The 20,830-nt window shown below is 68.2% G+C and carries 13 protein-coding genes; 2 read left to right on the top strand and 11 right to left on the bottom strand.

Annotated features, from left to right (window positions below; translation table 11 throughout):
* Window positions 1-50: 50 nt before the first annotated feature.
* From VPH47_RS04810 to pilG, 7 genes are all read right to left on the bottom strand, one after another.
* Window positions 51-515 (bottom strand): chemotaxis protein CheW, encoded by a 465-nt coding sequence (locus VPH47_RS04810; RefSeq protein WP_110713256.1) that lies wholly within the window; start codon window positions 513-515, stop codon window positions 51-53.
* On the bottom strand, window positions 512-1,849 hold the full coding sequence (locus VPH47_RS04805) for a chemotaxis protein CheB (RefSeq protein WP_368850241.1): 1,338 nt from the start codon (window positions 1,847-1,849) through the stop codon (window positions 512-514). Before VPH47_RS04805 ends, VPH47_RS04810 begins: the two co-directional genes overlap by 4 nt.
* On the bottom strand, window positions 1,836-8,471 hold the full coding sequence (locus VPH47_RS04800; RefSeq protein WP_368850240.1) for an Hpt domain-containing protein: 6,636 nt from the start codon (window positions 8,469-8,471) through the stop codon (window positions 1,836-1,838). Before VPH47_RS04800 ends, VPH47_RS04805 begins: the two co-directional genes overlap by 14 nt.
* A gap of 100 nt (window positions 8,472-8,571) precedes the next feature.
* Window positions 8,572-10,608, bottom strand: coding sequence for a methyl-accepting chemotaxis protein (locus VPH47_RS04795; protein WP_032130100.1), 2,037 nt, complete (start codon window positions 10,606-10,608; stop codon window positions 8,572-8,574).
* A 41-nt stretch (window positions 10,609-10,649) separates the two neighbouring features.
* On the bottom strand, window positions 10,650-11,180 hold the full coding sequence (locus VPH47_RS04790) for a chemotaxis protein CheW (RefSeq protein ID WP_110713261.1): 531 nt from the start codon (window positions 11,178-11,180) through the stop codon (window positions 10,650-10,652).
* The gene (locus VPH47_RS04785; RefSeq protein ID WP_005410717.1) at window positions 11,180-11,542 is read right to left on the bottom strand and encodes a PleD family two-component system response regulator; all 363 of its coding nucleotides are present in this window, start codon (window positions 11,540-11,542) and stop codon (window positions 11,180-11,182) included. Before VPH47_RS04785 ends, VPH47_RS04790 begins: the two co-directional genes overlap by 1 nt.
* A gap of 18 nt (window positions 11,543-11,560) precedes the next feature.
* Window positions 11,561-11,962 carry a twitching motility response regulator PilG gene (gene pilG / locus VPH47_RS04780; RefSeq protein ID WP_005418455.1) on the bottom strand — a complete coding sequence of 134 codons (402 nt, stop codon included), beginning with the start codon at window positions 11,960-11,962 and terminating at the stop codon, window positions 11,561-11,563.
* Between the two features lie 240 nt (window positions 11,963-12,202).
* Between pilG and gshB the strand changes: the two genes are divergently transcribed.
* Both gshB and VPH47_RS04770 read left to right on the top strand, forming a co-directional pair.
* Entirely contained in the window at window positions 12,203-13,150 is a 948-nt protein-coding gene (gene gshB / locus VPH47_RS04775) for a glutathione synthase (protein WP_012511876.1), read from the top strand.
* Entirely contained in the window at window positions 13,150-14,034 is an 885-nt protein-coding gene (locus tag VPH47_RS04770) for an energy transducer TonB (RefSeq protein WP_110713262.1), read from the top strand. Before gshB ends, VPH47_RS04770 begins: the two co-directional genes overlap by 1 nt.
* Before the next feature lie 488 nt (window positions 14,035-14,522).
* Here the strand turns inward: VPH47_RS04770 and tsaB are convergent, their stop codons facing one another.
* The 4 genes from tsaB to mrcB all read right to left on the bottom strand — a co-directional run bounded on the left by tsaB (window position 14,523) and on the right by mrcB (window position 20,828).
* Entirely contained in the window at window positions 14,523-15,236 is a 714-nt protein-coding gene (gene tsaB / locus VPH47_RS04765; RefSeq protein ID WP_368850239.1) for a tRNA (adenosine(37)-N6)-threonylcarbamoyltransferase complex dimerization subunit type 1 TsaB, read from the bottom strand.
* Window positions 15,237-15,245: 9 nt separating this feature from the next.
* Complete coding sequence (locus VPH47_RS04760) at window positions 15,246-17,294, bottom strand: ATP-dependent DNA helicase (protein WP_368850238.1); 2,049 nt, start codon at window positions 17,292-17,294, stop codon at window positions 15,246-15,248.
* A 559-nt stretch (window positions 17,295-17,853) separates the two neighbouring features.
* Window positions 17,854-18,375 carry a hypothetical protein gene (locus tag VPH47_RS04755; protein WP_368851569.1) on the bottom strand — a complete coding sequence of 174 codons (522 nt, stop codon included), beginning with the start codon at window positions 18,373-18,375 and terminating at the stop codon, window positions 17,854-17,856.
* An 11-nt stretch (window positions 18,376-18,386) separates the two neighbouring features.
* On the bottom strand, window positions 18,387-20,828 hold the full coding sequence (gene mrcB / locus VPH47_RS04750) for a penicillin-binding protein 1B (protein WP_368850237.1): 2,442 nt from the start codon (window positions 20,826-20,828) through the stop codon (window positions 18,387-18,389).
* Window positions 20,829-20,830 lie beyond the last annotated feature (2 nt).

Genomic DNA, 20,830 nt, shown 5'->3' with positions numbered 1-20,830 from the left:
CTGCCGGCCAGCGGCCGGCACTACCGGGAATCCGACCGGCGGATGTCCGATCAGGCCGCCAGCGATTCCAGCGCGGCTTCCAGCGCATCCAGGTTCGGCAGCAGCGCACTCTTTTCGCCCAGCAGCACGCGCATGTGCACGATCTGCGGCAGGGTTTCCTCGGAGGCGTCGGCCAGCAGGCCGTCGCGCGGCACCGAGATCAACTGCGGGAAATTCTGCGTCAGCAGCGCATAGTAGGGGCGCTGCGCGTTACCGCTCAGGGCCTTCAGCACCACTACCTTGTTGTGGCCGCTCACGGCTTCTTCGCCCAGACCGGACAGCCGTGCGAACGACACCAACGGCACCTGCCAGCCATGCCAGCCGATCTCGCCGACCAACCAGCGCGGGGCATCGGAGACTGGCTGCACCGGCACGCGCGACATCATTTCGGCCACCGTGGCATTGGGCAGCAGCACGCGCTCATTGCCGGCCTGGATCAGGACGCCGCGGATCTCATCATTGCTGGCGTAGCTCATGGTACCTCTCCGTTGTCGTCTTCCACGCCCCAGCGCGCGGCAATGGCCTGCGCCAGTTCCTGCGGTTCTCCGGCGACCCTGCCGGCCGCAACCACGGCCGTGGCCGCAGCCGGGTCATAGCAGCCCTCACCCACCTGCCCGGCCACCCAGGCACCGGCGGCCGCCAGGTCCAACGCCGGTCCGACGTGGGCCAGATCGGCACCACTGAGCAGTACCAGCGCGGTGTGGTCAGCCGGCAGCGCGGCAATCGCGATCCCCTGCGCGTCGCTGATGAAATGCAGGCCATCGCTGGCCGCACGTACGCCGATATCATCGGCCAGCACGTGCACTTCACCGGGTGTGGCGCGCTGGCCGGCTTCGGCCAGTTGCACCGGCAGCGGCGATACGCGTGCCATCTGCTTGACGAGATTGCCGTAACGACCGCCATCCAGGCGCATGTGCACCAGGACCGGCACGCTCAGCGAAGACGGCAACGCGCCGAGCAGGCGACGCAGCGCATCCGGGCCACCGATGCCGGCCAGCACCAGCAGCGATCCGGCACGTGCACCCACAGGCGCAGCAGCGTCCAGATCGACCAGGCTGAGGTGGTCGGTATCGAAAGAAGGCATCGGCGCGTCGTCGGCAATGTTGCTGACGGTGGCCGGCGCGTCCACCGCGTCCTCGACCAGCGACCACGCGGTGTGGTCGAAGGAGATCGGCGGCACGGCCGGTGCTGCAGCAACGGGCTCAGCCAGCGACGGCGGTACCGGTGCCTCCAGCGGCTCCGACACGACCGGCTGCAGCGCGGCCAGTGCCTGCTCCAGTGCGATCGGCTCGTGCAGTTGTGCAGGGGGGGAATACAGGCTGTCGGCCGGCACCTCGTCGGCCCAGCTCAGCGCCTGGTCCAGATGCGGTTGCAGCGCCTCTTCCTGCGGTGCCGGCGCCGGTGCCGGGTGGCCCGGTTCCAGCTGCAGGCTGGGCTCGTCCTCGGCCCCTGGCGGCAGTACCTGCTGGTGGCCGTGCAGCTTGGCGGCCAAGTGGCGGCCCCAGCGCTGGGCTTCCCAGCCATCGCGGCGCGCGGCCAGCTCGGCCTCGTCGAAGACCAGGGTCAGGCCCGGGGCGGACAGCACGCTTTCCAGGCGCTCAAGTGCATCCTCGATGGCCGCCTCGAGGGCGATCACCACGATCTGCGGACGGGCGTCCTGCAGCAGCTGCGGCTCCAGGCTGTTCGGGTCGTCTTCCAGCACCAGCTGCACATCCGCATGCGACAGCGCCTCGCGCAGGCGCTCACGCGCCGCACCGGGGCGGGCCAGCAGGGCCACGGCCGGAGCCGCTTGGGTTTCACTCACGGACACGGGCGATCCCCAGCAGGTCGTACACGTTACGCATCAGGTCCAGTTCCTGGTACGGCTTGCCCAGGTAACGCTGGACGCCGATCTCGAAGGCGCGCTGGCGGTGTTTGTCGCCGCTGCGCGAAGTGATCATCACGATCGGCACATCCTTGTAGCGCGGGTCGGCACGCATCGCGGTGGCGAGCTCGTAGCCATCCATGCGCGGCATCTCGATATCCAGCAGCATCAGGTCGGGCACGCGCTCTTCCAGGCGTTCCAGCGCTTCCACGCCATCGCGGGCGACGCTGACCTCGAAGTTGTGGCGTTCGAGGATGCGGCCGGTGACCTTGCGCATGGTCAGCGAGTCGTCGACCACCATCACCAGCGGCACCTGGCGCTCCTGGCGCGGCGCATTGGCCAGCACGGGCAAGGTCGGGTTGGCGAGGAAGCGGCGCACCAGCGGCGCCACGTCCAGGATCACCACCACGCGACCATCGCCGGTGATGGTGGCGCCGTAGATGCCCGGCACCGATGCGATCTGCAGGCCGACCGGCTTGACCACGATTTCGCGGTTGCCCAGCACCTGGTCGATCGCCACGGCGGCACGCAGATCACCGGCGCGGACCAGCAGCAGCGGCACCTGGTCCTGGCCATCGGCACGCGCCGGGGCCTGGCCTACCAGACTGCCGAGGTCGTACAGCGGATAGTCCTCGCCGCTGTAGCGGTAGCTGCTGTCGGCGGCTTCGAAACGCTCGCGCGACAGACGGCCGATACCACTGACCGAGGCGACCGGCACTGCAAAGGTGGTCTCGCCGATCTGTACGAACACCGCCTGGGTGACCGCCAGCGTCTGCGGCAGGCGCAGGGTGAAGCGCACGCCCTGGCCCCGCACCGACTGGATGTCGACCGAGCCACCGAGCTGGCGCACTTCGTTGCGCACCACGTCCATGCCCACGCCACGGCCGGCCAGCTGGCTGACCTGGTCGGCGGTCGTGAAGCCGGAAGCGAAGATCAGGTTGTCCAGCTCCTGCTCGTTCGGTTGTGCGTCGGCCGCCAGCAGGCCCCGGTCGATGGCACGGCGGCGGATCGCTTCGCGATCCAGGCCAGCGCCGTCATCGGCCACTTCCAGCACGATTTCCGAGCCTTCGCGGTGCAGGCGGATGGCGATCTCGCCTTCCTCCGGCTTGCCGGCGGCGCGACGCTGTTCCGGCGCTTCCAGGCCATGGGCCACGGAGTTGCGCAGCATGTGTTCCAGCGGCGCGACCATGCGGTCGAGGACGTTGCGGTCCAGTTCGCCGTGGGTGCCTTCCAGGGTCAGGTGGACCTGCTTGCCGGTATCCATGCCGGACTGGCGGACCACGCGGCGCAGGCGCGGCACCAGACCATCGAACGGCACCATGCGCGCACGCATCAGGCCATCCTGCAGCTCGGAGCTGACGCGCGACTGCTGCTGCAGCAGCGAATCGTACTGGCGCGACAGATCGTCCAGCACGCCCTGCAGCCCCCCCAGGTCGGCCGCCGACTCGTTCAGCGCACGGCTGAGCTGCTGCAGGGTGGAGAAGCGGTCCAGTTCCAGCGGATCGAACTTCTGGTCGGCCTGGTCCTGTTCGCGCTGGTAGCGGGCGACGATCTGCGCCTCGGTTTCCAGGTCGAGGCGGCGCAGCTGGTCGCGCAGTCGCGCATTGGTGCGTTCCAGTTCGCCCATGGCGCCACGGAAGGCACCCAGCTGCTGTTCCAGGCGCGAGCGGTAGATCGCCACTTCACCGGCATGGTTGACCAGGCGGTCGAGCAGATCGGCGCGCACGCGCACCTGCTCCTGCTGCGGACGCGCCAGCGGATCTTCATCGACCACGCCCTCGGCCGGCAGCGGTGCCGACAGCGGGATATCGACCAGGGCAGTCGATGGGCTGACGGTCTGCGCCGGAGCCGCCTCGACCACACTGGCCCCGTGCGCGGCCGCCACGGCCGCCGCGATATCGGTGGTGGTGCGGACTTCAAAGGCTTCGACCAGATCCTGCGCCGGCTCCACCACGCGGTGCGCGCCGGTGCGGGTGAGCAGCTGGTGCAGGCGATCGAACCCACGCTCCAGCAACTGCACGTCGCGGCGCTCGATCTCGGTACGGCCCGCGGCCACGGCCTCCAGCAGCGATTCGATGCTGTGGCCAAGGTCGCCGATGGCGTTGATGCCAGCCATGCGTGCGCCACCCTTCAGGGTGTGCAGATCACGCTGCAGGCCGGCCAGTACCTCGCGGTCCTGCGGCGCATCGCGCAGTTCGCTGATCAGGCCATCGCAATGATCCAGCAGGTCCTTGCCTTCCTCGACGAAGATATCGACCAGTTCGCGGTCGTACACGCTGAAATCGAGCGCATCAACGCCATCGGCGCTGTCTTCCAGAGCGGCGGCTCCATCGTGGGCCGGCAGGTTGGCGGCGGCTTCGGACTCGACAGGCTCGGCATCGGCATGGACCGTGCCCTGCCCCGGTGCGTCTTCGAGTTCGAAGAAGCGCACCGGCCCGCCGGAGGCCTGCAGTGCGTCCGCTGCGACCTCCTCATTCACCGTCGCCGGGGACGGCTGATCGGCGCTCTCTCCTTCACCGATCGCCGCCTCCCCGCCGACGTCCGCATCCTCGGCAAAGGCTTCCGCCTCGCCCGGCGCGAGTTCGCTGGCCTGGAGGCCGAGCACGGGCCATTGCCCGTCGTCGTCCAGGGTCTGCTCTTCGTCGATCACGTGCAGGCCGGCCTCGAGCGCGGCTGCCAGCGTGACCGGTTCTGCAAAACCCGGCGCAGCCATTTCATCCTGCAGGCTCGACAGCTCGCTGTCGAGTGGCAGTGCAGCAGTGACGTCGAAGTCGTTACCGTCGACATCGCCCAGGCCTGCGGGCTGCTGCGTATTCAGGTCGATCGCGTCAGTTTCTGCAGGCGCAGGCAGCTCATCCGTGTCGCGGTCGTCCACCGGCAATGCGCTGGCGTCGAGGTACGGCGACAGGTCGTCCGCGGCAGTCAGTTCGGCTTCGGCGGCCGGCGTCGGTGCAGCCTCCACTTCGGCCGGCGCAACAACCGGATCACTTTCAACCGGCTGGATCGATTCAGGCGATCCGGTATCCAACGTGGCGGCTTCGTCCTCGCCCGGCACCGACGGCCATCCGGCATCGAAGTAGCGCGAAAGATCATCGCTGCCGGTCAGTTCACCGACGTCGAGACCGGTGTCGATCACGTCCGTGGTTTCCGGCACCTGCGCGCCGGCTGCAATCGGTTCCAGCACCGGCTCGGCAGGCTCGATCCCAGACCCGGTCGGCTCGAACGCGGAGGCATCCGGCGTGTCGACAGCGGCATCGAACTCCGGATCGGTCTCCAGCGCCAGCTCGTCGTCCTCGTCCTCCAGCCCGACCATCGGCCAGCGCGCTTCCGGCAGTTCGCCGGCCAGCGCCTGCAGGCGCTGCACCAGCGCTTCCTGCGGAACAATGCGCGGCTGCTCGGCCTGCAGCGCTTCCATGGTCGCGGTGATCGCCTGCGCGGCCGCCCCCAGTGCGGCAACGCCTTCGTCACCAGGCACCACGTCTGCAGCCAGTGCACGCTTGATGTAGGACTCGGCACCGCCGGTGACGGCAGTGATTTCCGGCACTTCGGTCATCGCGAAGGCGCCGTTCATGGTGTGCACCGCGCGCAGCAGCGCGTCGCTGACCGGCTGCGGTGCCTGCTGCGCCGAACGCAGCCAGTCCTGCAGGGTGGCCTGGTGGACTTCCACTTCGGCTTCGAGGATCTCGCGCAGCACGCTGTCGATATTGGCTGGCGTGCCCACGGCCTCGGGCACCGGCTCGGCTTCGGCCTGCACCGACGCGATGGCTTCGGCCTCGAGGATGCGGCTGATGTCGTCCTCGCCTTCGCTCCCGGCCTCCACCACCGGTGTCGCAGGTGCGACCGCAACCGGCAACGGTACGTAGTAGGTTTCCTCACCAGCGCCGACACGGTCGGCGATGGCCTGCATCGCCTGCAGGTCCACGCTGATGCGCTGGCCGTGGCGAAGTGCTGCGTTCAGCTGCGGCAACGCCGCGTGCGCGTTGTCGACCATGGCCAGCACGGCCGGCGAGGCCGGACGGCTACCGTCCAGCACGCGATTGAGCATGCCCTCGATCTTCCACGCGAACTCACCCAGGGTGCGGGCACCGACCAGGCGGCCACTGCCCTTGAGGGTGTGGAAGATGCGGCGGATCGGCCGCAGCCGGTCCATGTTGTCCGGCTGCATGCGCCATGCCGGCAGCAAGGTACCGAGGTTGGCCAGTTCGTCATCGAACTCTTCCAGGAACACCTCACGGATGTCCTCGTCGATGTTCTCAGCGTCATCATCGAAGCCCGCTTCAAAGCCCACCTCGGCATCCACCGCGACTGGCACTTCGACGACGGTCGGTGCGGCCGTTGCCTGCGGATTGAAGTCCGCAGCAGCCGCGCTCAGCTCGGCAAAGAACTGCGCGTCGGCTTCGCTGAAGTCGATCGGCGCGATGGTGTCGATGTCGATCACCGACACCGCAGGTGCATCCGCCACAGGCGTCGGCGCATCGGCACCGGGTGCCGGCGTGTCAATCGGTGCATCCGCAGGAGCGGTGCCCATTTCGACGGCAACAGGATTCTCGTCCTCCATCGTTGGCGCGCCGGCATCGACGATCTCCAGCGACGGATGCAGCACGGCATCGTCGTCCAGCGTCAGCGTCTCCATCGCATGCAGGGACAGCACATCGTCAGCGTTGTCCAGCGCGTCGGCGTCGAAGCGGAACACCACGTCGCCACTCGCCGGAGCAGCCTCGTGCTCGGCGGCCACCGGATCAAACACCGGCGCGGCATACGCATCGGCGTCGATGCTTGTCGTCGCAACTGCGCCTTCGTCGGCGTCCAGCGCGACTTCATCCGCCAGTGCCGGAGGCGTTGCCTCCGATAGCGTCCAGTGTGTTGCAGCGCCCTGCCCCGTGTCGGCCTGTTCGAAACTGACCGGATCGAAGCTGGCAAAGGTCGGGCTGCGCTCGTCGGCAGGCGCGAGTGGATCGGCCTCCGGATGGAACGGCGCGAGATCCCACTGCGGCACCTCGGGCGCAGGTGCGCTCGAAGCCGCAAACACCAGCGGTGCATCCGCGTCGTCATGCAGCGACAGCGGTGCGGACGCACCAGTCCCCAGCGCACCAAACATCAGGCTGTTGTCCACCACGTCCGGTGCAGGCGTGGCCGGTGGCGGGTCGAAGGTAAAGTCCGGCAGCGGTACCGGCACCGTGCCCGCGGCAGGCGCGGCCGGCTGCACCGGAATCTCGATGTGCTCCGGCTGCAGCGGCTCGGCCTGCAGCGTGACCGGCTCGCGCTCGATCAGCAGCGACGCAAACGCAATCGGCGCGGCTGCAACAGGTTCCGCCGCGTTGCGCTCCGGCAACGGCCAATAGCGCAGCGCTTCAAGGCTGCTGCGGGTGATGTCGAGGATGTCCTCGCGCCCCGGCCGACGGTCGCGCAGGGCTTCGAGGTAATACTCCAGGCTGGCCATGGCGTCGGCCAAGGTGTCCAGCTGGCGGCCACTGGGCACGCGCTGGCGACCGATCAGCTCGGCTTCGATGTACTGCTGCACACCGCGCAGGTAATCGGCAGCCGCGCCGAGATCCAGCATGCGCAGCGCGCCGGAAACATCGCCCAGCAGGCGCGGCACGTCCTGCAGCTCGGCATGGTTCCAGCTGGTTTCAATGAAAGCGACAAAATGCTCGCGGGCGGCGGCGAAGTTGGCGATGGCCTCATGTGCCAGCACCTCCACCGTGCGCCGGTTCTCGACCGCGCTCGGATCATCTTCGCCACTGCCACCGGCACCCAGATGGGCGACCTGGTCGTCCAGCGACGCGTCCACGTAGAGCAATGCGCCGGCGATATCCAGCAGCAGGTTCTCGTCGATCTGCTGGCGGCCTTCGACCACGCCACGCAGCGCATCGCGCTGCTGCACGACCACGCCACGGGCCACGCCCAGGCCCATCATGCCCAGCGTATCGGCCACGGCGCCAAGTTCGTTGGCCTGGGTCTGCAGCTGTTCGGGCGCACCGCCAGTACGCAGGTGCAGGTCCAGCGCATCCTTGATGCGCAGCAGTTCTTCCTTCACCGCGCTGCCCACGGTATCCAGCAGCTCGCGGTTGCGCCCGCTCAGGCTGCCACGGGCATGGTCCAGCTCGGCCTCGGTGGCGCTGACGCTGTCCGGCGCGAACGCCAGCAGCACGCTGTCATGCACCCCTTCTTCGCCCCGCGCGGCACGGATTTCGTTGAGCAGCGGCATCAGCACGATCGGAATGTCGCGGTGACCGTTCTGCAGGCGCTCCAGGTAATCGGGCAGCAGCACGCTGCCGCGCATCAGGGTCGCGCAGGCTTCATCGCGATCGGCCACGCCACCGGCACCGATGGCATTGGCCAGCTGCTCCAGTTCCTCGGCCACCATCGCCGGGGCGTACAGCTCGACCATGCGCAGGGTGCCCTGCACCTGGTGCAGGAAGCCGGCGCAGATGCGCATGCGGCTGGCATCGGTCGGGTCTTCCGCGTAGTACTCGACCTCGTTGCGCACCTGGCGCAGGGTCTCGTCCAGCTCGGGCTTGACCCAGCCCAGCGCTGCGTGGCTCATCGCATCGCGCAGACTGCTCATGGACGCGCTCCGTTCGCCGCCGCGCGGAGGCCGCGCGAGTTCTGGCGTGGGGAATGGAAATGCTTCATCGACTGGTTCCTTGCTCGCCGCCCTGCCCGCGTCACGCCGGCAGCTTGAAGTCGGCGACCGAACGACGCAGGTCGGCCGCCAGCTGCGCGAGGTGGCCGATCGATTCGGCGGTCTGCCCGGCACCCTGCGAGGTCTGGCCGGTGATCTGCCGGATCACGCCCATGGTGCGGGTGATGTCCGAGGCCGCAGCCGACTGCTGCTGGGCGGCGATGGAGATGTTCTTGATGAGGGTGTTCAGGGCGTTGGAGACGCGCTCGATTTCGGTCAGCGCGGTGCCGGCGTCCTCGGCCAGGCGTGCACCGGACACCACTTCGGCGGTGGTCTGTTCCATCGAGGTGACCGCTTCGTTGGTATCGGCCTGGATCGCCTGCACCAGGTTCTCGATGCGTCGGGTCGCGCCCGAGGTGCGTTCTGCCAGGCGCTGCACTTCGTCGGCCACGACCGCGAAACCGCGGCCTGCTTCACCGGCCGAGGCCGCCTGCACCGCTGCGTTCAACGCCAGGATGTTGGTCTGCTCGGAAATGTCGTTGATCAGTTCCACGATCGAACCGATTTCCTGCGAGGACTCACCCAGGCGCTTGATGCGCTTGGAGGTTTCCTGGATCTGGTCACGGATCTGGTCCATGCCCTGGATGGTCTCGCGCACCACGCCGGCACCCTCGGCGGCGATCACCACCGAGCGCTGTGCCACGTCGGCCGACTCGGCCGAGTTGCGCGACACCTGTTCGATGCTCGCCGCGATTTCGCCGATGCGGTCCGAAGCCGAGGTGATCTGGTTGGCCTGGTGGCCCGCCGCTTCTGCCAGCTGCATGGCGGTGGCCTGGGTTTCCTGGGTGGACAGCGCGACCTTGGCCGAGGTGTCGTTGATGGTGGTCACCAGGTGGCGCAGCTCGTCGACGGCGTAGTTGATCGCGTCGGCGATGGCGCCGGTCATGTCCTCGGTCACCGAGGCCTTCACCGTCAGGTCGCCCTCACCCAGCGAGGAGATTTCGTCCAGCAGCCGCATGATCGCCTGCTGGTTGCGGCTGTTGAACTCCACCTGGGTCTGGTAGCGCAGTTCCTGCTCGCGCGAGCGGCTGCGCACGTTGGTGGAGACGAAGCCGATGATCGCGATCAGCGACAGCGCACCGGACACCACGCCGATCCAGAAGTTCGGGAACAGGCGGGTATCGGACACCGAGCCGAACGAGGAGAACGCCTCGAACAGCTTGCGGCTGTCGTCCAGCATGTGTGCCGACCCCTGGCCCAGCGCAGTGGCCGCCGACTGTGCGGCGAACAGCTGGCGCGAGCTGGCCAGGATCGCGTCGGCGTCCTGCTTCATCGCTTCCCACTTCTGCTGCGACTGCTCCAGCGCGGCCACGGCGGCAGCACCACGCACGGCGGTGATGCCCAGTTCCTCGTTGCCGTTGCGCAGGCCGTCGAGCACCTGCGAGAACACGGTGATGTCGCGTGCCAGTGCATCGCCGGACGTCGCCGCAGCGCTGCCACCGGCGCGCATTTCGGTCACGCGACGGGCCATGGAGCCGGCCACCACCACCTGCTGCAGGGCGCTGTACACCTGCGACGACGGCGCGCCGGAGGCGGACATCGCACGCACCAGCTCGTTCAGCTGGGCCTGCAGGCCCGGCACCGCGCCGGTGAAGTTGTTGGCATTGCCGGCCAACGCCAGCACCGCCGGTTCACTGGCGACCAGCTGCCCGGCCTGCTTGCCCAGCGGCGCCCAGGTTTCGGCCAGGGTGGCGATCGCACCCGACACGCCCGGCTCCTTGCCGTAGCGCCCCTGCAGGGTCGACACGTTCTGTTCGATCGCGTTGCGGGTCGCCTTGAAGGCGGTGAACGCCTGCGCGTTGCCGCCCACCGCGTCACGGCCCTGGTTGGCCAGCTGCTGCGACAGCACCTGCAGGTCGGCTGCCTTGGAACCGGCATCGGCCAGGCGACTGCCCTGCCAGGTGGCGACGCCGGTGTTGACGCCGAACAGGATCATCGATGCCAGCAGCAGGAACAGCCAGAGGTTGCTGCCGCCCAGCCGCAGCTTGCCGGTCTTGGTGGCGTCCGAAGCAGTACTCATCGTTCAACCTCGATCTTCAATGCAGGGGGCGATGCCCGGCCTCAGGCCGCGGCTTGCCGGAATTCAGGGGTACGCGACAGCAGCGAGAGCGAGAACACGCCCCAGTCATGGCCGTCGGCATGGAAGGCGCGATCGACGAAGTGGCCGTAGCGCCCTTCGGCCAGCGTGCCGGCCGCGATCTGCTGGTCCAGTTCGAAGCTGCGCTGGCCGAACAGTTCATCGATGGTCAGCGCGACGTCGCCGCCGGCCTGGCGCATGATCAGCACGCGCTGGCCTTCCTGCTGCACGGTACGCGTGCCTTCCAGGAAGTACTTCAGGTCGACCACCGGGAACAGGTTGCCGCGCAGGTTGCCTACGCCCAGCAGCCACGGCTGCGCGCACGGTACCGGGGTCACCGGCGGCATCGGCACGATTTCCACCACTTCGCGGAAATCGGACACCAGCCGACGCAGGCCGACGCGGTAACCCACGCCACGCCAGAGGTCCTGGGCGAACTGCCGTTCGGGCAGCTGCACCGCGTGGGCCAGGCTGCGCCGTTCGTAGGCTTCGAGAATGTCGAAGGGCGAGCGCATCAGGCCACCAGTTCGTTGATCCGCGCGATCAGTTCATCCTCGCGCGGCGGCTTGACGATGTAATCGGCCGCGCCCTGGCGCAGTCCCCATGCCTTGTCGGTTTCCATCGCCTTGGTGCTGACGATGATCACCGGAATGTGTTTGATCGCCGCATCACGGGCCATCGCACGGGTGGCCTGGAAGCCGCTCATGCCGGGCAGGACCACGTCCATCAACACCAGCTGCGGCACCTGGTCGCGGACCAGCTGCAGTCCATCCTCGGCGTTGTCCGCTTCCAGCACCTCGTGGCCGGCACGGCGCAGCCACTGGGTGAACACCGCGCGGTCGGTCGGTGAATCCTCGATCAGAACGATACGAGCCATTGTGCCTTTCCCCCCTGGTCAGGCGTTGACGTATGTGCGGATGGCACCCAGCAGTTCTTCACGCGTGAAAGGCTTCGTCAGGTACTGCTCCGAGCCGACGATGCGTCCCCGCGCCTTGTCGAACAGGCCATCCTTGGACGACAGCATGATGACCGGGGTCGCCTTGAACAGCTGGTTGCCCTTGATCAGCGCACAGGTCTGGTACCCGTCCAGGCGCGGCATCATGATGTCGACGAAGATGATCTGCGGTTGCTGGTCTGCGATCTTGGCAAGCGCTTCGAAGCCGTCGGTGGCGGTGACCACCTCGCAGCCTTCGCGCTTGAGCAGCGTTTCCGCAGTCCTGCGGATGGTCTTCGAATCATCGATGACCATCACCCGGAGTCCTGCGAGTTCCCCGCCCGCAGTCGTGTTTTCAGTCATTGCCTATCCCCAAGCGCACGGCCCGATCTCTGGCGGGGGCCGCTACGAAAGCGTATCTATATCGCACTTTCCGCGCCCGCTTCAAGGCCGCCCCATGGCGTGGGGCATGGCGCCCTCCTGAACGTGACGGGTTTCGCAATGCGTGCGCGACCGCCGGGCGGACGCTGCGTTGCAGTACGGCGGGGAGGCGCGCGAGCGGCGTTGCCGCTACCATCAACGCCTTGCCTGACAGGTGCGCCCATGCCGTTGAACGTCATCGTGGTGATGGACCCCATCGCCCACATCAAGATCGCCAAGGACACCACCTTCGCCATGCTGCTGGAAGCCCAGCGCCGCGGCCATGCCCTGCACTACGTGCGCCCGGGCGGCCTGGCCCTGGAAGGCGGCGTGGCGGTGGCCCAGACCGCGCCACTGCAGGTGCGCGACGACCCGGCCGGCTGGTATGAGCTGGGCGCGTTCAGCCGTACCGAGTTCGGTCCCGGCCAGATCGTGCTGATGCGCAAGGACCCACCGGTCGACGCCGAGTACATCTACGACACCCAGGTGCTGGACGTGGCCGCGGCCGCCGGCGCCTGCGTGGTCAACAATCCGCAGGGGCTGCGCGACTACAACGAGAAGCTGGCCGCCCTGCTGTTCCCGCAGTGCTGCCCGCCGACCCTGGTCAGCCGCGATGCCAAGGCGCTGAAGGCCTTTGCCCTGGAACACGGCCAGGCCGTCCTGAAGCCGCTGGATGGCATGGGCGGACGCTCGATCTTCCGCAGCGGCCAGGGCGATCCGAACCTGAACGTGATTCTGGAAACGCTGACCGACGGCGGCCACAGGATGGCACTGGCGCAGAAGTTCATTCCCGACATCACCGCCGGCGACAAGCGCATCCTGCTGGTCGATGGTGAGCCGGTCGATTACTGCCTGGCGCGCATCCCGCAGGGCGACGAATTCCGCGGCAACCTGGCCGCCGGCGGCCGCGGCGAAGGCCGCCCGCTGAGCGAGCGCGACCGCTGGATCGCCGCCCAGGTGGGCCCGGAGATGAAGCGTCGCGGCATGCGTTTCGTCGGCCTGGACGTGATCGGTGATTACCTGACCGAGGTCAACGTGACCAGCCCGACCTGCGTGCGCGAACTGGACGCCCAGTACGGGCTGAACATCGCTGGCACCCTGTTCGACGCACTCGAGGCCGGCCTGCGCTGATGCCGTCCGCCCCTGCCGTCCTGCCCCCGCCGCCGCGCGAAGCGCAACGGCTGGGGGCGACCATCGCGCTGTCTGTGCTGGTCCACGCCCTGCTGATCCTGGGCGTGGGCTTTGCCGTGAAGGGCGATGCACCGCTGGTGCCGACGCTGGAAGTGATCTTCAGCCAGACCCGCACCGCATTGACGCCGAAGCAGGCCGATTTCCTGGCCGCGGCCAACCAGGAAGGCGGTGGCGAGCACGACCGCGCGCAGCGTCCGCGCGACAACCAGGCCGGCATCGTGCCGCAGGCCCAGTCCGGAATCAGCCCGGTGCCACAGCAGCAGCAATCGGCCGCACCGGTTCCGCCGCCGCAGGCACGGGTGGTCAGCAGCCGCAATGGCGAAGAAATGGTGGCGCAGGCGCAGTCCCGGCCCACGCCGGATCAGCCCGAACCGGACGCACCGCTGAGCGCGCGCGAACAGCGCGACGTGGAGATGGCGCGCTTGGCCGCCGAAGTGCACCTGCGCTCGGCGCAGTACGCCAAGCGTCCGAACCGCAAGTTCGTGTCGGCCAGCACGCGCGAATATGCCTATGCCAATTACCTGCGCGCGTGGGTCGATCGCGCCGAGCGCGTAGGCAATCTGAATTACCCGGATGAGGCGCGGCAGCGGCGCCTGGGTGGCCAGGTGGTGATCAGCGTGGGCGTGCGCCGCGATGGCAGCGTGGAGAGCAGCCGGATCCTGCGTTCGAGCGGGACCCCGCTGCTGGATGAGGCGGCACTGCGGGTGGTGAAGCTGGCCCAGCCGTTCCCGCCGTTGCCGAAGACCGAGGATGAGATCGATATCCTGCAGGTCACCCGCACGTGGGTGTTCCTGCCGGGCGGCACCCTGCACGACGATCGGTAGGGTTTTGTTGCCCGGGCCTGCGGCCCGGGACCCGCTGCAAGCCCAAGCAACTGCAACAGCAAGATCAAGAGCTGCGGTTGGGCTTTGGGTTTGGCGGGGCGGTGTGGGCTTGCAGGACTCGCCGTAAACCCGTCCCTGGGGGCTCGATGGCGCCATCCATGGCGCCAACGGTCCTGCAAGCCCACACCGCCCCACATTTGACAGATCGCGACGCATTTTTGCTATCGGTAGGTGTCGACCTTGGTCGACACACATCCACGCCACGCGTGGATGCGAGCGAAGCGACCCGCTTTTGACTTTGATTTTTTTTGATTTTCCGTGGCGGACGCACACGGAAACTGTCCGTGGCCGGGCGGGGTGGGTTCGCGGGGGTGTCCGCGGCATGGATGCCGCGGCCAAGCCCCCAGGGATGGGTTCACGGCGTCCCCCGCGAACCCACCCCGCCCGGCCCAGCGCGGCTTGTGCTTTCGCCCCCCGCCACGAGGGGCTCAGCCGTTGGCCTTCGCCTTCGCCTCGCGCGCCGCCTGTTGCTCGACCAGGGTCAGCGCCACGTTGTCACGCAGGTACGCCGGCTCGACCTTCTCCGGTGCGATGGCTTCGCCGCGCGCGAAGGCCGGCACCGCCAGTGCCAGCACGTCCGATGCCCGCGGCAGCGCAGTGGCATCAAAGCCGCGCAGGCCAGCGCCCAACTGCGAAACAAGCGCGCCCTCGGCTGCACCGAAACCGGTACCGACGCCGTAGGCGGACAGCCCTTCCGGCAGCGCCACCGCGGCAGGTGCGCACACACGTTCTGCATCGCGCGCCACCGGCAGGCCGTCCACGCGCTCGAAGCGGGCAACGTAGAGTTCGCCCATCCGCGCATCGATCGCCGACAGGATCTGCGTTTCTTCCGCCGGTGCCCGCACCGCCAGCACCTGCAGTGTCGAGACCGGCAGCAATGGCCGATCCAGTGCCAGCGCAATGCCTTGGGCAATGGCGATCGCCAGGCGCACGCCGGTGAACGCACCCGGGCCGCGGCTGAGCGCGATACCGTCCAGCTGGCGGCGGCTGATGCCGGCTTCGGCCAGCAGCGCCTCCGCCCACGGCAGGCTCAGTTCGGCGTGCCGACGCGGGGCAATCTCGAAGCGTTCCAGTACCTGTCCGTCGACATGCAGGGCAACGGAACAGGCTTCGGTGGCGGTTTCAAAGGCGAGCAGTTTCATCGGATCGGGTCAGAACAGGGGGAACGTGGCACCGGGCGCCGGCTCGGGACCGGTCGCTACAGCGACCGGGGCAGCCGCATCATCGGCCACGGGCGCCCATTGTGGCGTAAAGAAGGCCTGCACATCGGCCAGGCTGCGGGTACGGCGGAATGGCGGCAGCGAATCGAGGAAGACCCGGCCATACCCCCGATTGAGCAGGCGCGGGTCGCACAGCACCAGCACGCCGCGGTCGCTCTCGCTGCGGATCAGACGGCCGACGCCCTGCTTCAGCGCGATCACCGCCTGCGGCAACTGCTCGTCGCGGAACGGATTGCCGCCCTGGCTGCGGATCGCCTCCAGCCGCGCCTCGTACACCGGGTCATCCGGTGCCGCGAACGGCAGCTTGTCGATCATCACCACGCTCAGTGCTTCGCCGACCACGTCCACACCCTCGCGGAAACTGGCCGAACCGAGCAGCACGCCATTGCCGGATTCACGGAAGCGCTGCAGCAGCGTCGCGCGCGGCGCCTCGCCCTGCACGAACAACGGCCATGGCCCGTCGCGCAGTGCCTCGGCGGCCTCGCGCAGCGCGCGATGCGAAGCGAACAACAGGAAGGCCCTGCCCTGCGAGGCCTGCAGCACGGGTCGCAGGGTCTGGATCAGCGCAGTGCCGAAGCCCCGCGCGGCCGGATCAGGCAGGCCTTCGGGCAGGTAGCACAACGCCTGCTCCGGCCAGTTGAACGGGCTTGGCTGGACCAGCGCGTGGGGGTCGTCCAGGCCCAGGCGCGTGGCGATGTGATCGAAACCGCCACCGACGGTCAGCGTCGCCGAGGTGAAGATCCATGCCGCACGACTGCGTTCGCGGTGCTCGCGCAACGGACCGGACACATCCATCGGCGTGCGCTGGCAGCGGAAACCGCGCGGGGTGAGTTCGTACCAGAGCACATCGGCGGCAGTGGCGGTTTCCGCCGGGTCAGTATCGAAATCGAGGGCAGGTTCGTCATCGCCCAGCCAGCGGCTGAGCCGCGAGACCGCCTCGCGCGCCCGTGCATGGCAGGCATCCAGGCCCGCCGCCGTTTCGCGCAGCGGCTGCAATGCCTGCTCCAGCGTTACCAACCCTGCCATCACCGTATCGAAGCCGTCGCGTACCTGCGGCATCGCCAGTGCGCGCCATTGCGTGCCACGTGGCGGCAGCCCTTCCATCGCCGAACGCAGCGCCAACAACGCCTGCTGCAACTGGTCGACCGGCTCCTGCAACGCCGACTGCGCGCCGCCCACCCCGCGTGCTTCTGCCAGGCAATCGCGCCCGAGCTCCTGCCACGGTCGCATGCCGAAACCCTCGCCGAAGAACTGTGCAGCCAGTTCCGGCAGCTGGTGCGCCTCGTCGATGACGAAGGCCTGCGCGCCCGGCAACAGTTCACCGAAGCCATCCTGCTTCAGTGCCAGGTCGGCCAGCAACAGATGATGGTTGACCACCACCACGTCGGCGGCCTGCGCGCGTTGTCGCGCGCGCACCACGAAGCAATCGTCCCAGAACGGGCAATCGGTGCCCAGGCAATTGTCGACGGTGGAGGTGACCATCGGCAGCAGCGGCGAGTCGTCGGCCAGGCCTTCCAGTTCGGCGATGTCACCGAACTCCGAGCGACCGGACCAGGCCAGGATGCGCTGGAACTGCGCCGCCTGTTCGGGGCTGGAAAAACGCGGCTCACCGCGTGCCTGCTGCAGGCGATAGCGGCACAGGTAGTTCGCGCGCCCCTTCAGCAGCGCGCTGCGCAGGCCGACACCGAGCGCCTGGCGCACCCGTGGCAGATCGCGGTGGTAGAGCTGGTCCTGCAGCGCGCGGGTACCGGTGGAGATGATGGTGCGCAGCCCGGACAGCAGCACCGGCACCAGGTAGGCGAAGGTCTTGCCGGTACCAGTACCGGCCTCGGCCAGCAGCAGATCACGCTGCTGCAGCGCATCGGCGATGGCTTCGGTCAGATGCAGCTGGGCCGGACGCGGGACGAAGGCATCCAGATGCGAGGCGAGCGCGCCGCCGTCGCTGAGGGCTTCGCGGCTGGCATGGACAAGGTCGGACATCAGAGGGAAAGGATACCCGGCCGGGCGCTGCCCGGCACCCGTTTCAGGCCGGAGCACAAGCAACGGCAACAGCTCTGTTCACGGCTCTGGGTTGTACTGAGGGCTGGCGGGGGACTGTGGGTTTGCGGGGACGCCGTAAACCCGTCCCTGGGGGCTTGGCCGCGGCATCCATGCCGCGGACACCCCGCAAACCCACAGTCCCCCGCCTTCGACAGTTTCCCGGTGACGGAGGGACAGGCTTCGCAAAGTCGAGCATGCTCGACTGGCAGCTCAGAAGCGGTGGGAGTAACGGGGAAAGAAGAAAGGAAACGGCAGCGAGCGCGCGCAGCGCGCGACCCGCTTTTGATTTTGATTTTGTTCTTGCCTGCGGCCCGCGCGATGTATGGCAGGCCGGGTGGGTGGGGCGTGCAGGACCGTTGGCGCCATGGATGGCGCCATCGAGCCCCCAGGGATGGGTTTACGGCGTGTCCTGCACGCCCCACCTACCCGGCCCATCACCAGTATCCATCAGTGCGAGCGCGCGCCGCAGAGGGGGCAGCGCCCGATGGAGTGGAATACCTCAGTACCGCTTGATCCCCGGCACCGTGCAACCTTCAATCTGCGCATGCGCCGACACCGCATTTTCCTTCTCGCCCCGCGCCAGGCGCGACTGCTCGATCGTCGCCCAGTGTCGGCGGCACAGCGGCCCCGTCTTCGAACCCAGGTCGATCGCCTTGCGCGCGAACGTCTCCGCCAGCGCCCACTGGCCCTGCAGCAGCGCCAGCTCGGCGCGCTCCTGCAGCACCGCCGGGTCACCCGCCACGATCTCCAGCGCATGGTCCAGGCTGCTGGCGGCACCGGCCAGATCGTTGGCCTGGCGCTGCGCCTGCGCGGTCACCCGCAGATCTTCCACCTGCGAATCACGCAGCGGCTGCACCGACAGCTCCTTGTCGTCCGGACCCGCAGCTGCGTTCACGGCGGCCAGACGCTGCGCCGGCGTGGTGGTATCGACCGGCTTGACCACCGGCGGTGCGCTGCTCACGCAGGCGGCCAGGGCCAGACTAAGGCCGGTCAAGGCCAGGGGCTGCAACAGGGATCGCATGTTCATCGACATCATCGGCTCGGAGGAGGAGAGGCTGCGGCAGGTGCCGCGGCAGGTTCGGCAGGCGCTTCCGGCTTGCGGTCCAGTCCGAACCAGCTACGCCAGCCACCGCCTTCGCCTTCGGCACCGCCCTGCCCATCCGGCGACGTCGCCGGTGCGCACGGTGCATATGCCGGAGCGTAGCCGACCACGAACGGGAAGCGGCGGGCACCCGGGCAGCCTTCATCGGTCGTGTTGAGACCGGTGGGTGCCACCGACTGCCAGTCCAGGCCCTTGTTGCTGACCCGCAGCGGGGCACTCGGCAGGCGCTGGAAGATACCCGACCACACCCGCATCGCACCGGTGGCGCCGTACAGGCCGGCCTGCTCGTTCTGGTCGTTGCCGATCCAGATCACCGCCAGATGATCACCGGTATAGCCGGCATACCAGCTGTCACGGCCGTCGTTGGTGGTGCCGGTCTTGCCGGCCGGCTGCAGGCGGCCCAGGCCATCGGCATTCAGTCGCTGCGCGGTACCACTGGCGACCACCTGCTGCAGGCCGACGCTGATCAGGTTGGCGGCGATCGAGTCACCTTCCTGGGCCGGTGCCGGAGTCTTGTCATACCGCTTGAGCAGTTTGCCCTGCGGGTCGAGCACGCCACGCACCGCGTGCAGCGGCTGGATCTCACCGCCGGACGCGAGGAACTGGTACAGCTGCGCCATCGCGTACGGGCTCTGGTCGGTCGAGCCGAGGATCACCGCCGGATTCGCCTCGGCCTTGATGCCGGCCAGCACGTGGATCAGCTGGGTCACGCGTTCGGGGCCGACCTGCATGCCCACGCGCACCGTGGCCTGGTTGTAGGAATGCGCCAGCGCGTCGATCAGGCGCACGGTGCCATGGCTGCGGTTGTCCGCGTTGCCAGGGGTCCAGTTGCGGCCACGGCCGAGCTGGACGGTCACCGGTGAATCGTCGACCCAGCTGGCCAGCGAATAGCGGTCCGGCTGTGCCAGCGCCAGCAGGTACACGAACGGCTTCAGCAGCGAACCGACCGGGCGCTGTGCCTCGATCGCACGGTTGAAACCGACCTCGGACACTTCACGGCTGCCGATCACGGCCAGCACGTCGCCGTTGTGCACGTCGGTCAGCACCATGCCGGCCTGCAGTTCGGGGCGACGCTTGCTTTCCAGCGACTTGATGGTGCGGGTCACCGCACCTTCGGCATAGGCCTGCGCGGACGGCGACATGCCGGTCATCACGCTCAGGCCGGCCCCCTGCAGTGCCGATTCCGGATAATCATGGCCGAGCTGGCGGCGAACCAGATCGACGTAGGCCGGGAAGCGGTTGGCCGCAACCAGGCCGGGGGTCTTGGGCACCCCCAGCGGCGCTTTCAGCGCACGTTGGTACTCGGCGTCGTCGATCAGCGTGGCCTCGTGCAGCTTGCCCAGCACGAAGTTGCGGCGGTCCAGCGCACGTTCCGGGTTGCGCCGCGGATCATAGAAGGACGGGCCTTTGACCAGGCCGATCAGCAGCGCGATCTGCTCGGTTTCCAGCGACGACAGGTCGCGGCCGAACCAGAACTCGGCACCGGAGGACATGCCATGGATCGCCTGGCTGCCGCGCTGGCCCAGGTACACCTGGTTGAGGTAGGCCTCGAAGATGGTGCGCTTGTCGTAGCGCGCTTCCATGATCAGCGCGTAGAGCACTTCGTTGAACTTGCGGGTGACCGTCTGTTCCTTGCCGATGCCGAGCAGGCCGCTGCGGGCCAGCTGCTGGGTCAGCGTAGAGGCGCCCTGGCGGCTCTGGCCACCGGAGCGGATGGTCACCCACACCGCACGGGCGATGCCGGACAGGTCGATGCCGTGGTGGCGGTTGAAGTCCTTGTCCTCCACCGCCTGCAGGCCGGTCACCAGCAGGTCCGGCGCCTCATCCATGCGGATCAGGCGGCGTTCTTCCTGCTTCTGCCCGTACAGGGTGGCGATGCGCGCCGGGTCCAGCCGTGCGGCCTTCAGCGCCTTGCGGTTGTCGGCATCACGCAGCGACGCGACCGCACCGTCGGACAACGACAGTTCCAGCCGGCGCGGGGCGACCCGGCCGTCGACATCGTTGTAGCCGCGGCTGGAAATGACGAAACGCCCGCCGTTCACCGCATAGGTGGCTGGCTCCTTGCCCTGGCCGTCATCGCGGTAGGCAGAAGCGGCCAGCTCGGTCTTCAGGGTCGCCGCATCCATTGCCTTGCCGGGCGTGAGCACCAGCGGACGCGCGTACACACGGGTCGGGATCTGCCAGCGCAGTTCACCGAAGCGTTGGGTGACCTGCTGGTTCAGGTACAGCGCATAGGGGATCAGGAAACCCAATCCCAACGCGACCGCAGCCATGCTCCAGGTGATCAGCCGGCGCCGCCACAGCGGGCCGTTGTCCTGCTGGTCGTCGTCGTCGAAATCGTCGATGTCGTCGGAATCGTAGCGTCGGGGCACGG

Source organism: Stenotrophomonas sp. WED208, assembly GCF_040984485.1.
Taxonomy (GTDB): domain Bacteria; phylum Pseudomonadota; class Gammaproteobacteria; order Xanthomonadales; family Xanthomonadaceae; genus Stenotrophomonas; species Stenotrophomonas riyadhensis.
Note: the sequence above shows the minus strand (reverse complement) of the source record. Positions and strands in the feature narration are given on the sequence as shown.